The sequence below is a fragment of the Janthinobacterium sp. GW456P genome, from assembly GCF_002127655.1.
In the GTDB taxonomy this organism is placed as follows: Bacteria; Pseudomonadota; Gammaproteobacteria; order Burkholderiales; family Burkholderiaceae_D; genus Janthinobacterium.
Genome location: NZ_NEHB01000002.1, coordinates 249,373 through 263,490, shown reverse-complemented (window position 1 = coordinate 263,490; position 14,118 = coordinate 249,373). Strand labels below are relative to the sequence as shown.

The 14,118-nt window shown below is 61.0% G+C and carries 15 protein-coding genes and 1 pseudogene; 6 read left to right on the top strand and 10 right to left on the bottom strand.

Features of this window, described 5'->3' with window-relative positions; genetic code table 11:
• The first annotated feature begins 82 nt into the window (after window positions 1–82).
• Both CBW66_RS03600 and CBW66_RS03595 read left to right on the top strand, forming a co-directional pair.
• Window positions 83–1,234, top strand: coding sequence for a ribonucleotide-diphosphate reductase subunit beta (locus CBW66_RS03600; RefSeq protein WP_086137074.1), 1,152 nt, complete (start codon window positions 83–85; stop codon window positions 1,232–1,234).
• 92 nt (window positions 1,235–1,326) lie between these two features.
• Window positions 1,327–1,660, top strand: a pseudogene (locus tag CBW66_RS03595) (ribonucleotide-diphosphate reductase subunit beta); the annotation flags it as partial.
• Between the two features lie 720 nt (window positions 1,661–2,380).
• Here CBW66_RS03595 and CBW66_RS29215 read toward each other — a convergent pair.
• Window positions 2,381–2,806, bottom strand: a complete 426-nt coding sequence (locus CBW66_RS29215) for a hypothetical protein (RefSeq protein WP_205701105.1) — start codon at window positions 2,804–2,806, stop codon at window positions 2,381–2,383.
• Between the two features lie 20 nt (window positions 2,807–2,826).
• The gene (locus CBW66_RS29210) at window positions 2,827–3,492 is read right to left on the bottom strand and encodes a hypothetical protein (protein WP_205701104.1); all 666 of its coding nucleotides are present in this window, start codon (window positions 3,490–3,492) and stop codon (window positions 2,827–2,829) included.
• A gap of 253 nt (window positions 3,493–3,745) precedes the next feature.
• On the opposite strand from CBW66_RS29210, the gene CBW66_RS03585 reads away from it, so the two are divergent.
• Window positions 3,746–4,279: a YggT family protein gene (locus CBW66_RS03585; RefSeq protein ID WP_227742044.1), complete on the top strand. Its 534-nt coding sequence runs from the start codon at window positions 3,746–3,748 to the stop codon at window positions 4,277–4,279.
• A gap of 186 nt (window positions 4,280–4,465) precedes the next feature.
• Here the strand turns inward: CBW66_RS03585 and CBW66_RS03580 are convergent, their stop codons facing one another.
• From CBW66_RS03580 to CBW66_RS03545, 8 genes are all read right to left on the bottom strand, one after another.
• Window positions 4,466–5,404 carry a carbohydrate kinase family protein gene (locus CBW66_RS03580; RefSeq protein WP_086137072.1) on the bottom strand — a complete coding sequence of 313 codons (939 nt, stop codon included), beginning with the start codon at window positions 5,402–5,404 and terminating at the stop codon, window positions 4,466–4,468.
• Window positions 5,405–5,415: 11 nt separating this feature from the next.
• A complete protein-coding gene (locus CBW66_RS03575) occupies window positions 5,416–6,675 on the bottom strand; it encodes a DUF3426 domain-containing protein (protein WP_086137071.1) in 1,260 nt (419 codons plus the stop codon).
• Between the two features lie 8 nt (window positions 6,676–6,683).
• The gene (gene prmA, locus CBW66_RS03570) at window positions 6,684–7,628 is read right to left on the bottom strand and encodes a 50S ribosomal protein L11 methyltransferase (RefSeq protein WP_086137070.1); all 945 of its coding nucleotides are present in this window, start codon (window positions 7,626–7,628) and stop codon (window positions 6,684–6,686) included.
• A complete protein-coding gene (accC, locus tag CBW66_RS03565) occupies window positions 7,625–9,040 on the bottom strand; it encodes an acetyl-CoA carboxylase biotin carboxylase subunit (RefSeq protein WP_086137069.1) in 1,416 nt (471 codons plus the stop codon). Before accC ends, prmA begins: the two co-directional genes overlap by 4 nt.
• 101 nt (window positions 9,041–9,141) lie before the next feature.
• Window positions 9,142–9,609 (bottom strand): acetyl-CoA carboxylase biotin carboxyl carrier protein, encoded by a 468-nt coding sequence (gene accB / locus CBW66_RS03560; RefSeq protein WP_086137068.1) that lies wholly within the window; start codon window positions 9,607–9,609, stop codon window positions 9,142–9,144.
• A gap of 91 nt (window positions 9,610–9,700) precedes the next feature.
• Entirely contained in the window at window positions 9,701–10,138 is a 438-nt protein-coding gene (aroQ, locus tag CBW66_RS03555) for a type II 3-dehydroquinate dehydratase (protein ID WP_034746628.1), read from the bottom strand.
• An 82-nt stretch (window positions 10,139–10,220) separates the two neighbouring features.
• Window positions 10,221–10,775, bottom strand: coding sequence for a TlpA disulfide reductase family protein (locus CBW66_RS03550; protein ID WP_086137067.1), 555 nt, complete (start codon window positions 10,773–10,775; stop codon window positions 10,221–10,223).
• A 19-nt stretch (window positions 10,776–10,794) separates the two neighbouring features.
• Entirely contained in the window at window positions 10,795–11,433 is a 639-nt protein-coding gene (locus CBW66_RS03545) for a hypothetical protein (protein ID WP_086137066.1), read from the bottom strand.
• 115 nt (window positions 11,434–11,548) lie between these two features.
• On the opposite strand from CBW66_RS03545, the gene mpl reads away from it, so the two are divergent.
• The 3 genes from mpl to CBW66_RS03530 are packed head-to-tail and all read left to right on the top strand — an operon-like array spanning window position 11,549 to window position 14,117.
• Window positions 11,549–12,925 carry a UDP-N-acetylmuramate:L-alanyl-gamma-D-glutamyl-meso-diaminopimelate ligase gene (gene mpl, locus CBW66_RS03540; RefSeq protein WP_086137065.1) on the top strand — a complete coding sequence of 459 codons (1,377 nt, stop codon included), beginning with the start codon at window positions 11,549–11,551 and terminating at the stop codon, window positions 12,923–12,925.
• Window positions 12,922–13,506: a YqiA/YcfP family alpha/beta fold hydrolase gene (locus CBW66_RS03535; RefSeq protein WP_086137064.1), complete on the top strand. Its 585-nt coding sequence runs from the start codon at window positions 12,922–12,924 to the stop codon at window positions 13,504–13,506. Before mpl ends, CBW66_RS03535 begins: the two co-directional genes overlap by 4 nt.
• Window positions 13,503–14,117: a chorismate lyase gene (locus tag CBW66_RS03530; RefSeq protein ID WP_086137063.1), complete on the top strand. Its 615-nt coding sequence runs from the start codon at window positions 13,503–13,505 to the stop codon at window positions 14,115–14,117. Before CBW66_RS03535 ends, CBW66_RS03530 begins: the two co-directional genes overlap by 4 nt.
• Window position 14,118 lies beyond the last annotated feature (1 nt).

Below are 14,118 nucleotides of genomic sequence, written 5' to 3'. Positions count from 1 at the left end.
CAATGTTGTCAATGTCCGTATTGTCCGATTCAACGGGCCTGTTGCGGACCGCCGGTAAGCCGGCATGGAAAGGAAGAAGAATATGTCGTTGTCTTGGGATGATGAAACCACGTCGGCAGCTGTGCCGCGTCCGGCGCAGCAAGCGCCACTGGGAAATACCGAATTGAACCTGCCGGCCGGCGCCGAGCCGTCCGAAGCGAACGCCGAGCAAGTGGCGCTCCGCGTGAACGCCGACGACAAGCGCATCATCAACGGCAAGACGGACGTCAACCAGCTGGTGCCGTTCAAGTACAAGTGGGCGTGGGACAAATACCTGGCCGGCTGCGCCAACCACTGGATGCCGCAGGAAGTGAACATGCAGCGCGATATCGAGCTGTGGAAGAACCCGAACGGCCTGACGGACGACGAGCGTCGCCTGGTCAAGCGCAACCTGGGTTTCTTCGTGACGGCCGACTCGCTGGCCGCCAACAACATCGTGCTGGGCACCTACCGCCACATCACGGCGCCGGAATGCCGCCAGTACCTGCTGCGCCAGGCGTTCGAGGAAGCGATCCATACGCACGCCTACCAGTACATCGTCGAATCGCTGGGCCTGGACGAAGGCGAGATATTCAACGCCTACAACGAAGTCAAGTCGATCCGCGACAAGGATGAATTCCTGATCCCGTTCATCAACACCCTGACCGATCCGGCCTTCGTCACCGGCACGGTGGAAAACGACCAGAAGCTGCTGAAATCCCTGATCGTGTTTGCCTGCCTGATGGAAGGCCTGTTCTTCTACGTCGGCTTCACGCAGATCCTGGCGCTGGGCCGCCAGAACAAGATGATGGGCGCGGCCGAGCAGTACCAGTACATCCTGCGCGACGAATCGATGCACTGCAACTTCGGCATCGACTTGATCAACACGATCAAGATGGAAAACCCGCAGCTGTGGACGGCCGCCTTCCGCGAAGAGATCAAGGATCTGTTCATGAAAGCCGTGGAACTGGAATACGCGTACGCGGAAGACACCATGCCGCGCGGCGTGCTGGGTCTGAACGCGCCGATGTTCAAGGGCTATCTGCGCTTCATCGCCAACCGCCGCGCGCAGCAGATCGGCATCGAACCGCTGTTCGCCCAGGAAGAAAACCCGTTCCCGTGGATGAGCGAAATGATCGACATGAAGAAGGAGCGCAACTTCTTCGAGACGCGCGTGACCGAGTACCAGACCGGCGGTGCGCTGAACTGGGAATAAGCCAGTACTGAAGTAAAAATACAAGGCGGGGTGCCATATCCCGTTTTGCCGAAGCGCCGTCATCTGACGGCGCTTTTCTTTTATGACGGAACATTTACTTGATCAACACGATCAAGATGGAAAACCCGCCGCCGTGGATGACGACCTGCCGCGAAGAGATCAAGGATCTGTTCATGAAAGCCGTGGAACTGGAATACGCGTACGCGGAAGACACCATGCCGCGCGGCGTGCTGGGTCTGAACGAAGGGCTATCTGCGCTGCATCGCCAACCGCCGCGCGCAGCAGATTGGCATCGAGCCGCTGTTCGTCCAGGAAGAAAACCCGTTCCCGTGGATGAGCGAAATGATCGACATGAAGAAGGAACGCAACTTCTTCGAGACGCGCGTGACCGAGTATCAAACGGGTGGTGCGCTGAACTGGGAGTAATCCTTTTTCAGGCTACGCCAACAAGCGCCGTCATCGTGACGGCGCTTTTTTTTTTGCGTGCGTGGCGGCGGAAAAATGCGTGCATCATCGGTGCATGCGACGAGGCCTGCGCCAGGATTTCCGGATGCCGCGCATGGCCGCATCGCACACCCGAAAAAGCATTTCCGGAGACGCTGGCGGCGGCATTTGCCGCGCGATTGTGCGATAGCACGCGTATCGTGCAAAAAAGCGGGCGAAAACGTGTCGTGCCGGTTGCGCATTGACAAGGTTTTCGTGTACTTTATGAGATTGCAAATGCGAGCGTTAGAATGCGGGGTTTTTTAACCAGCGCGGTAGCGAAAAAACCTCGCAAAACAGGGATACAGATTTACACGGATATGCACAAAACCACACCGTTTTCGTCTGCCGCCGTGCCCGAATTTTTTCAGGCATGGCGGTTTTTTWTTTGACGCATCGGTGTTGTGGCGAGCGCGATGCGAGGAGCGAAAAAACGCACGGCATCGAAAACGAATGACCGAATTCAGACTTTGCCACCAGCTGCGAGATAAAGCAGGGTGGCACCGACGATGGCTGAAGTGCTGCAAACGTGAGGAGTTGCAGCAGTTCAGCTGGTGCCGAATTCATTAGCGCAAACGACCGTTTGTGCCGATGAATAATTCGCCTGGCCTATCCCTGTGGTGGGTCGGACGGGTTTAAATCTTGTAGCTTAAATTTCTCATCTCAGATGAAGGAGAGACAAATGGCAACAGCCGCTAAGAAATCAGAAGTAAAGAAACCAGCCGCCAAGGCTGCTCCTGCCGCGAAGAAGCCGGCAGCCGCAGCGAAGACGGTTGCCGCTAAACCAGCTGCCAAAGCCGCAGCGAAACCAGCAGCGAAACCGGCCGCCAAAGCCGCAGCCAAACCTGCAGCAAAAGTGGCTGCCAAGCCAGTAGCGAAAGCCGCAGCGAAACCAGCGGCCAAGCCGGCAGCGAAAGCCGCAGCAAAACCGGCCGCCAAGGCGGCAGCCAAGCCTGTAGCGAAAAAAGCCGCAGCCAAACCAGCCGCCAAACCAGCCGCCAAGCCAGCAGCAAAAGCCGCGGCAAAACCGGCCGCCAAAGCAGCAGCCAAGCCAGCAGTGAAAAAAGCCGCAGCGAAACCTGTAGCCAAGGCAGCCGCCAAGGCAGCAGTCAAGCCAGCAGCGAAAAAAGCCGCAGCAAAACCAGCTGCCAAGCCGGCCGCCAAAGCCGCAGCGAAGCCAGCAGCAAAAGCTGTCGCCAAGCCAGCAGTGAAAAAAGCCGCAGCGAAACCTGCAGCCAAGGCAGCAGCGAAGCCTGCCGCCAAAGCGGCCGCCAAGCCAGCAGCGAAGAAAGTCGTCGCCAAGGCAGCAGCCAAGCCGGCCGCCAAGGCAGCAACCAAGCCAGCAGCAAAAGCTGCAGCGAAGCCAGCGGCCAAAGCGGCAGCCAAGCCAGCGGCCAAGGTAGCGGCGAAGCCGGCAGCCAAGCCAGCGGCCAAGGTAGCGGCGAAGCCAGCAACGAAGGCGGCAGCCAAGCCAGCGGCCAAGGCAGCAGCGAAGCCGGCAGCGAAAGCGGCAGCCAAGCCAGCGGCCAAGGTCGCAGCGAAGCCAGCCGCCAAAGCAGCAGCGAAACCTGCCGCCAAGGTCGCAGCAAAACCTGCAGCCAAGCCAGCGGCCAAGGTAGCAGCGAAGCCGGCAGCAAAAGTTGCAGCCAAGCCAGCGGCCAAGCCGGCAGCGAAAGCAGCAGCGAAACCTGCCGCCAAGCCAGCCGCCAAGCCAGCCGCAGCACCAGTCGTGGCAGCCGCGCCAGCAGCAGCGCCGGCAGCGGCTCCAGCGGCACCAGCCGCCGTGGCCGCCAAGCCAGCCGCCAAGAAGGCCGCGCCTAAAAAGGCCGCACCGAAGAAGGCAGCTCCTGTCGCCAAGCCATCGGCACCTATCGCACCTGTAGCAAAAACCGTGTTGGCACCGGCTGCAGCCTGGCCATTCCCAACCAGCACCCGCCCATCGTAATTCCAACGATACGGGTGCCTGGATGAGGCAACACGCCGCTGTGTGACTCAATCACACAGCGGTTTTTTTTTGGAGAATTAGTCGTGCTGATCGTTATCCTTACATTGATCGTTGATACCATCGCCACCTTGCTGGGCGGCGTGCTGCTGCTGCGCTTCTGGATGCAGGCGGTGCGCGTGCGGCCGCCCTCGTCGGTGGCGCAATTCACGTTTCAATTGTCCGACTGGCTGGTGCGCCCCCTGCGCCGCGTGGTGCCGGGCGTGGGCGGGTATGACTGGGCCAGCCTGATCGGCGCCTTCCTCATCGTGCTGCTGGCCAGCTCGGTGCTGTTTATTTCCGGCGCTCCCGTCGAGGTGGTGCTGCTCAAGTCGCTGCAACGCTTCCTGCAATGGATACTCTACGGTTTCATGGCCTTGCTGATCATCGAAGCCATCTTCAGCTGGGTCAATCCGCATGCGCCGCTGGCGCCGTTTGTGCGGGCCCTGAACGAGCCGCTGCTGCGTCCGATCCGCAAGGTGGTGCCGCTGGTGGGCAGTCTGGATTTGTCGCTGCTGGTGGCACTGATCCTGCTGCAGATCGCGCAAGTGCTGGTGGGGATGATTATTGTACTGAGGTAAAACGAGAGGCGGCGTAGGCCGGGTTAGCGTAGCGTAACCCGGCATCACCACGGGCCACGCCAGCGATGTTGTCGGATTACGCGTGGCTACGCCCCGCTAATCCGACCTACGCGCTGATCCTGCCGCAGCAGCGTAGGCAGGGTTAGTGGTATGCCGCGCGCGTCCGGCCTGAGTCCGGCCTACATATTAATAGCGGTAACCGAACGCCGCTTCGAACTGCTCGGCGATGCTCTCCGGCGTAAACACGTGGTTTTGCGCACCCTGGGTGGCGATCTTGATGGCGCCCAGCAGGCTGGCCAGGCGGCCGCTGGTTTCCCAGCCCAGGTCGTTGGTGATGCCGAACAGCAAGCCGGCACGGTAGGCGTCGCCGCAACCGGTCGGGTCCAGTACTTCCTTGGCGGTCACGACAGGAATGTCGATGCGCTTGCCGTCCGTATAGATCTCCGACCCTTTTTCGCCACGCGTGACGATCAGCGCTTGCAGGCGGCTGGCGATGTCCGGCAGGGTCAAACCCGTGCGTTCCATCAACATTTCCATCTCATAATCGTTGGCCGACACATACGTGGCCTTGTTGATGAAGTCGATCAACTGTTCACCATTAAAACGTGGCAACTGCTGGCCCGGATCAAACATGAAGGGGATGCCCAGCTCGGCCAGGTCGGCGGCGTGCTTGAGCATGCCCTGGTCGCCGTCCGGCGAGATGATGGCGACCTTGGCCGGGCCCGCATTGGCGATCGGGTTTTCATGCGCGAACGACATGGCGCCCGGGTGGAAGGCGTTGATCTGATTATTGTCCGCATCGGCCGTGACGAAGCACTGCGCGTTGTAGCTGTCCGCCTTGATCAGGATGTTGGCGGTGGAAATGCCCAGCTTTTGCAGGCGCTCCAGGTAGGCGGCACTGTCTTGCCCCATGACGCCGACGATGCGCGGGTCGCCGCCCAGCATTTTCAGGCTGTAGGCGATGTTGCCCGAGCAGCCGCCGAATTCCGTGCGCATGGTGGGCACGAGGAAGGAGACGTTCACCTTGTGCAACTGGTCGGCCAGCAGCGATTCGCCGAAGCGGCCGGGGAATTGCATGATGGTGTCGGTGGCAAGCGAGCCGCAGATCAGCGATGTTTTGGTCATGATAGTGCCTGTTAAGGGTAAAAGATGGCGATATGGTAGCCAGACGCCGTGAGCTGGTCTAATGCAAAATACAGTTTGATGGTTTGTTCCGAGCGCGGCGCAAACCCCGTGCTCACGTCGATAGTGGCTGGCAGGTAGTCGCGCGGCGCGATCACGCGGCGCAAGAGCGGCTTGTCGTTGGCGTCGTTGAGTATCAGTTCGATGCTGGGCCAGGCTTGCACGCTGCGGCTTTGGTTGCGCAGCAGCGAGACATAGGAGAACGTCTGTTCCTTCAGGGTCTGCAGCTCGCCCTGCTCGATGGCCAGCGCCTCGATCTGCGCCGGCAAGTCGACCTGGCAGCCGCTGAGCTTGCACAGCGTGACCAGGGTCGGCTTCCACTGCGGGAATTGCGCCGCCAGCGGATTGCGGAAGGTGGTCATTACCTGCAGGAATAACAAAAGCAGAAGTGCCACCGAGCCGGCGGCCATGGCCACGCGCAGGGCCTTGCTGCTCTGTTCGCGGCGCCGGCCCTGGGTGACGAAAGCCGGTTCGTCGTCGGCTGGCGGCAGGACGGGTTCTTCCTGCTCTTCGGCTGGAGCCGGCGCAACGGCGGCGGGCAGCGGCGTGAAGGCATGGTCGGCCAGCGTGGGTTCGCGGCGCGCGGGGCTGGCTGCGGCAGGCGCAGGCGGCACGGGCTTGTCCAGGCTGACTTTCTCGGTCGCGGGCGGCGCCGCTGCGGCGCCAGTTTCCAGATTCGGTTCGCGGCGGCTGTCGCGCAAATACGTGGCAAAGGCGGGCGCGTCATCGACCTGGCGGCGCTTGAAGGGCGCCATCGGCTGGGGCAACGGTGGTTCAGGCAGCTCGGCCGGTGTGTCTGCCGGTGTGTCTTCGGGGAGTTCGGGCGGTGCGTCGGCTGCTACCTCTTCAGGCAGGCTGACGTCGAGGTCCAGCTCGATGTGCTCGCCATCGTCCGCGTCGTCCTTGAGCTTTGCCGTTTCCGGCAGGATGCCAAACGGGTCGAACGAGGTGTCGAAGTCGAGGGAGTAGATGGGTTCGTCGTCCGTGGCGGACGGCAGGCTGTTGTCGGCCAGATAACTGCTTGACGGTGGGGCGGCAGTACCGGGAGCGGATGTTAAGAACGGCGATGCCGCGGCTGGATCGACCAACGCGGCATTGCCGTCAAACACTTCCCTGCACGTGCCACAGCGCACGATGCCCCCACGTAACTTCAATTGGTCTGCAGCGACCCGAAATATCGTGTTGCAATGGGGGCATTTGGTGGCGAGGGCCATTGCTGTGCTTATGCACCTTCCGCGCGGGGCGCAGGCGCTTGCGTTGCACCCAGGTGGCCATGCAGGGCCACCCAGCCGTCTTGCTCGGCCCATACACCCAGCTGGATGAACGGTGCGTAGGCAGCGGCCACTTCTTCCGCCTGGCGCGCCAGCACGCCGGACAGGATCAGCGCGCCGCCGTCGGCGACGCGGCTAGAGAGCATCGGCGCCATCAGTTTCAATGGGCTCGACAGGATGTTGGCGACGACGATGTCAAACTTGGCCGTGGCGTGTGCCGAGGTGGCAAACGTATCCGGCAAGAAATATTCGATCTCGCACTGGTTGCGTTCGGCATTGTCGCGCGCCGATTCGATCGCTTGCGGGTCGATATCGACGCCAGCGACAGTTTCCGCACCGAGTTTCTTGGCCACCATGGCCAGGATGCCGGAACCGCAACCGTAGTCGAGCACGGTCTTCCCGGGGGCGGGATGGGCTTCCAGCCACTCCATGCACAAACGCGTGGTCGGGTGGCTGCCCGTGCCGAACGCCAGGCCCGGGTCCAGTTCCAGGATCAGGCCGCTTGGGTCCGGTGCCTCGTGCCAGCTGGGCACAACCCAGATATTCTTGCCGATGTGAATCGGCGCGAATTGCGACTGGGTCAAACGCACCCAGTCCTGCTCTTCCACGGGGCGTACGCTAAAGGCGGGCACATCCGCCATGCCGACCGCCTGGGCGGCGGCGGCCACGATGGCGGCCTGGTCGGCGTCGACGTCCGTCAGCGCCACCACGCGGCTGCGTTCCCACGCCGCTTCCTTCGGTTCCATGCCCGGTTCGCCAAACAGGGGCTGCTCGGCATCCGTGCCTTCGTCGGCATCCTCCACCGAGACGGACAGGGCGCCAGCTTCCATCAACGCGTCGGACATGGCCTCGGCGTTGTTACGGGCGATTTCGATGACGATTTCCGTCCAGCTCATGCGCCCGCCTTGATTTCGGATTTCTTGGCGATGCTGGGGCTGCCGCCATTCAGGTTCTTGCCCAAGTCCGGCATGTCGGCCAGCTTCTGTTCCAGATAGTGAATGTTGGTGCCGCCTTCGATGAAGCGCGCGTCGATCATCAGTTCGCGGTGCAGGGCGATATTCGTGTTGATGCCTTCGACCACCATTTCGGACAGGGCGATCTGCATGCGGCGGATCGCTTGTTCGCGCGTGGCGCCGTAAGCGATCACTTTGCCGATCATCGAGTCGTAGTGCGGCGGCACGTAGTAGCCGGCGTAGGCGTGCGAATCGACGCGGATGCCGGGGCCGCCCGGTGCATGCCAAGAGACGATCTTGCCTGGCGACGGTGTGAACTTGAACGGATCTTCGGCGTTGATGCGGCACTCGACCGCGTGGCCCGACAGCATGACGTCGCGCTGGCGGTAGCGCAGCTTTTCACCGGCGGCGATGCGGATCTGTTCCTGCACGATGTCGATGCCGGTGATCATCTCGGTGACCGGATGCTCCACTTGCACGCGGGTATTCATTTCAATGAAATAGAACTCGCCGTTTTCGTACAGGAATTCGAAGGTGCCGGCGCCGCGGTAGCCGATCTTGCGGCACGCTTCGGCGCAACGGTCGCCAATTTTCTCGATGAGTTTGCGCGGGATGCCCGGCGCTGGTGCTTCTTCGATCACTTTCTGGTGGCGGCGCTGCATGGAGCAGTCGCGCTCGCCCAGCCAGACGGCGTTCTTGTGTTCGTCGGCGAGGATCTGGATTTCCACGTGGCGCGGATTTTCCAGGTACTTCTCCATATACACTTCAGGGTTGCCGAAAGCGGTGCCCGCTTCCGTCTTGGTCATCGCCACGGCGTTGATCAGGGCCGCTTCCGTGTGCACCACGCGCATGCCGCGTCCGCCACCGCCGCCGGCGGCCTTGATGATCACCGGGTAGCCGATTTTGCGGGCAATTTGCACGATCGCTTTCGGATCGTCCGGCAAGGCGCCTTCGGAGCCGGGTACGCACGGTACGCCCGCCTTGATCATGGTTTGCTTGGCCGATACTTTATCGCCCATCAGGCGGATCGATTCGGAGCGCGGGCCGATGAAGACGAAGCCCGATTTCTCGACGCGTTCGGCGAAGTCGGCGTTTTCCGACAGGAAGCCATAGCCTGGGTGAATCGCTTGCGCGTCCGTCACTTCAGCGGCGCTGATAATGGCGGGCATGTTCAGGTAGCTCAGGGCGGACTGTGCCGGCCCGATACAAACGGATTCGTCGGCCAGCTTGACGTATTTCGCGTCCTTGTCGGCTTCGGAGTGGACTACAACCGTTTTAATGCCCATTTCGCGGCAGGCGCGCTGAATACGGAGGGCAATTTCACCACGGTTGGCAATCAGGATTTTTTCAAACATGGTAGGTTCGCGTATGTCTGTGAGAGCCGGCGAGCCGGCGAAACAACAAGTGTGAGGGGCTAAAACTGCAAACGGCCGTTGCCGGCCGTGTGGACTGGGTTTTAGCCGATCACAAACAGGGGTTGACCGAATTCGACCGGTTGGCCGTTTTCGACCAGAATCTGGGTCACGACGCCGGCTTTGTCCGAGTCGATTTCATTCAGGAGCTTCATCGCTTCGATGATGCACAGGGTATCACCTTCCTTGACGGTCGAGCCCACTTCAACATAGGCGGCGCTGCCAGGAGCGGAGGAACGGTAGAAGGTGCCGACCATCGGCGACTTGACCACATAACCCGTTGGCTCGGCGGCGACCACGACGGCAGCTGCCGCGGGTGCCGGCGCGGCGGCTGGCGCGGCTGGCTGGTATTGCGCTTGCATGCCTTGCGGCTGCATCATGACCATCTGGTTTTGCGGCATGGCCGACGATTTGACGATGCGAACCTTGCTTTCGCCTTCGGTAACTTCCAGCTCTGCGATATCCGATTCGGCGACCAGGTCGATCAAGGTCTTGAGTTTTCGTAGATCCATGTAAAACCCCTAGGAATGTAGTTTGTTTTATGAGTGATGCGGTGATGTCCAACAAGCTATCGCCGCGCTAAATGCGTGCAGATCGCGTAGATTAACGTTTTTTAAGCGCAAAGTCGATGGCAAACCGATATCCATCGATACCTAGCCCGCAGATCGTCCCCTGCGCGATCGCGCTGAGAAATGAGTGATGTCGAAACGTTTCGCGTTGATAAATATTCGAGATATGGACTTCCACGAACGGGATGGCGACCCCGGCCAGCGCATCGCGCAAGGCAACACTGGTATGGGTCAGGCCGCCCGGATTGATGACGATGGCATCGATCCCTTCCGCTCGCGCGGCATGGATGCGGTCGATCAGCGCGCCTTCGTGGTTGCTTTGAAAGCAGACCAGGTCGGCACCGGCCGCCATGGCTTGCGCCATTGCTGCCTGTTCGATATCGGCCAAGGTGCTGGCGCCGTAGACCTCAGGCTCGCGCGTTCCCAGCAAATTCAGGTTGGGACCGTTGAGCAGAAGGAGGTTTTTTGCCATGTATGGAAGACCGTTTTAGCGAAAGTTCCGCATTTTGCCGCCAAAGATACGCATTGGCAAGAGAAAAAAGCACGCTCCGAATTTACAATTTATCCAGATCGGCGCGTAACTGATCAAATTTCAAGCGGCCCAGATAGGTCTTTTTGACTTCGCCATCGGCGCCGATCAGCACCGTAAAGGGCAAACCGCCCGAGGCATTGCCAAAATGGCGCGACAGGTCGGTGCCGCTCATGCCGGAGACATACACGGGATAGGCAATCTTGAACTTGCTGGCAAAAGTGGCAATATTGCTGGCCGAATCGATACCGATGCCGATCACCTGCAGGTTTTTCGCCGCATAGTGGCCTTGTACTTCGGATAACTCCGGCATTTCTTCCACGCAGGGCGGGCACCACGGCGCCCAGAAATTGACCAGCAAATTCTTGCCTTTCCACTGCGACAAGGCTTGCGTGGCGCCCGCAGCGTCCGGCAGGGACAGCGCATACAGCTCATCGACGGGACCCGTCGCGCCTGGCGCGATGGTGGTCGTCAGCGGTCCCGCTTGCTTTGCCTTTTCCTTGCTCAGGCCGACGTAGGCGCCCATGCCGCCAAACATCAGCGCCACGATGGCGCAGGCGATCCAATTCTTTTTTGTCATAACTTTATCTATATCAATGTTAGTCGGCAGCCGGTACGCCATCGGCAAGGCTGGCGGCCAGCAGGCTGCGCAGCCCGGCGATATCGGTGCGCAGCACCTTGCCGTCGGCCTTGGCTTTCAGCGCGCCGCGCATATCGTCGAGCTCATACATGGCGGCGTGCACGCCTTCATTTTTCCACAAGAAACTGGCTGTCTCGACCGCATCATAACGCGCTCCCTTGAAATGCGGGCTTTCCGACATGTCGAGCACGACATTTTTATTCAGCAGGAAGATGTGGATTTCCTTGGCGCTCTCGGCAAACAGCTGCAAATAGATCTCGTCATGGGGGCCGGCTGTGCCATTGAGCACGGGGCCGCTGAGCAGGGGATGAAATTGTTGCAACGCCTCCATGACCTGCAGCGCAATCGTGCGCAGCTGGAACAACCGTGCCGGCTGGCTGTCGGCCAGAAACAGGGCATTGTATTGCCGCACCTGTTCTTCGATCATCTCGTTGTCAGGAAGTATATTCGGCCGGTTCGGCGCGTCGCCCAGGACCTGCCGCGCCGCCTTGCGCTTGGCGCTGCCATAATCGGCGCCATCCTGCGCCACGAGGCGCGCGGCGGCGGCGGCGATTTCAAGGCGCAACTGGGCGCTATCGTCAAATGCATCGTTCGTCATGAGCGAGATGATACTCTGAAGCGGAAAAAGTCATGGCGTCAGGTAAAATCCTGCACTTGCTGTTTTTTATCTCACCGTCTTACTTACTTAAGCGTGCGCCTTTCGCACTGATCACATGCATATTCATATTCTCGGTATTTGCGGTACCTTCATGGGCGGCCTGGCTGTCCTGGCCAAGGAAGCCGGCCATAAAGTCACCGGTTGCGATGCCAACGTCTATCCGCCGATGAGCACCCAGCTGGAATCGCAGGGAATCGAACTGATCCAAGGGTTCGATCCGGAACAGACCAAGCTGAACCCGGATTTGTATGTGATTGGCAATGTCGTCTCGCGCGGCAACCCGCTGGTGGAAGAAATCCTCAACCGCAGCCTGCCGTATGTCTCCGGCCCGCAGTGGATCGGCGAACACATCCTGCGCAACCGGTGGGTGCTGGCCGTGGCCGGCACGCATGGCAAGACGACAACATCCGCCATGCTGGCCTGGATACTCGACGACGCGGGCTACGCGCCGGGCTTCCTGATCGGCGGCGTGCCGATGAACTTTGGCATTTCCGCCCGCCTTAGCGGCAAGATCGATGGCAAGAGCGCTGAGTCGGACTTCTTCGTCATCGAAGCCGACGAATACGATACGGCCTTCTTCGACAAGCGCAGCAAGTTCGTGCATTACCACGCGAAGACGGCCGTCATGAATAACCTGGAATACGATCACGCCGACATCTTCCCCGATCTGCACGCGATCGAGACGCAATTCCACCACCTGGTGCGCACCGTGCCCGGCATCGGCCGCCTCGTGTTCAACGGCGACGAAGCGTCGCTGCAGCGCGTGCTGGCGCGCGGTTGCTGGAGCGAACAGGAAAGCTTTGGTCAAGATGCCAACTGGCAACTGCAAGAGCAGGCCGATGGCAGCTTCGACGTGTTCTTCAATGGCCAGCAGGAAGGCCATGTGGCGTGGGCGCTGACGGGCAAGCACAACCGCAGCAATGCGCTGGCAGCCATCGCCGCCGCGCGCCACGTGGGCGTGCCGATTGCCCAGGCGTGCGCTTCGCTGGCCAGCTTCGAGAGCGTCAAGCGCCGCATGGAAGTGCGCGGCGTGGTCAATGGCATTACCGTGTACGACGATTTCGCGCACCATCCGACGGCCATTGCCACCACCGTGGGCGGGCTGCGGCAGAAAATTGGCCAGACGGGCCGCATCCTGGCCGTGCTGGAACCGCGTTCGAACACCATGAAGCTGGGCGCCATGAAAGATGCGTTGCCGGGCAGCCTCAAGGATGCGGACCTGGTCTTCGGTTTCGGCAGTCATGCCGCGCTGGGCTGGAGCCTGGGCGACGCGCTGGCACCGCTGGGCAAGATTGCCAGCGCCTATGAAGACATCGATAGCCTCGTGGCGGCCGTGACCGCCAGCGCCCGTCCCGGCGACCAGATCGTCGTCATGAGCAATGGCGGCTTTGGCGGCGTGCACCAGAAATTGCTGGAGGCGCTGGGCCGATGATTCTGTACCTGCATGGATTCCGCTCGTCGCCTCAGTCGATGAAGTCGCGCCTGCTGGCCGCGCAGATGCAGGCGCTGCGCCGCGCAGATGAATGGCTGTGCCCGCAATTGCCGGCCTCGCCCAAGCTGGCCATCGAACTGGCCCTGTCGCTGGTCAAGGATGTGGCGCCGGCCGACCTGACGATTATCGGCTCCTCGCTGGGCGGCTATTACGCCACCTGGCTGGCCGAGCGGCTCGGTTGCCGCGCCGTCTTGCTCAATCCCGCCATCGTGCCCCTGATCGACCTGGAACAGCATGTGGGCGTGACGACGGAGTTTCATTCGGACAAGCCATTCGAGTTCAAGCGCGAATACATCGCCGAGCTTGGAACCTTTGCTGTAGAGAAAATTACTGAACCGCAACGTTACTTCCTGATTGCCGCCACGGGCGATGAAGTGCTCGACTACCGCGACATGGTGGCGCATTATCAGGGGGCGCGGCAGTGCGTCATCGACGGCAGCGACCATGGCATCAGCGAATTTGCCGACTACCTGGCGCCCGTGCTGGCCTTTTGCGGCATCCCGACGGACGCCGCCCAGTGAGGCCGGGTTCGCTGCGGCAGGCGCAATGGCATGCGCACGTCAACGCCGTTAATGCGCCGCCGGTCTTGCGCCACTGGCTCACGGGCGGCGGTTCGCTGACGGCCAAGCTGAAAGCGCATAGCAGCGCGTTCCGCGTGCAATGTTTGCATCAGGAAACGGCACGTTGCTTGAGCGACGAGGCCGCGATCATCGGTTTGCACCGTGCGGGGAGGGTATGGGAACGCGAAGTGCTGTTGCGTTGTGATAACAAACCGGCCGTGTTCGGCCACACCGTCGTGCCCATGCAGGCGACGGCCACGGACTGGCCCCTGTTTTCCGCGCTGGGTGAGCGTTCGCTGGGCACGACCCTGTTTGGCGACCGCATGGTACGCCGCGGTGCACTGGAATTTGCCCGCTTGCGCGCCGGCCATCCGCTGGTGCAGCGGGCGCAGGCGGCGCTGGCAGGGGAAGGGCGGCGCGCCGACGAGCAGGCGCTGTTTTTTGCCCGCCGCTGCCTGTATCAGCGTCACCAGGGTTTGCTGCTGGTAACCGAAGTATTTTTGCCGGCGGTGCTCGAGTTGACGTCCGTCACTCGCACCGCTGCAACCGACACACTAATAAACAAAGCATAAC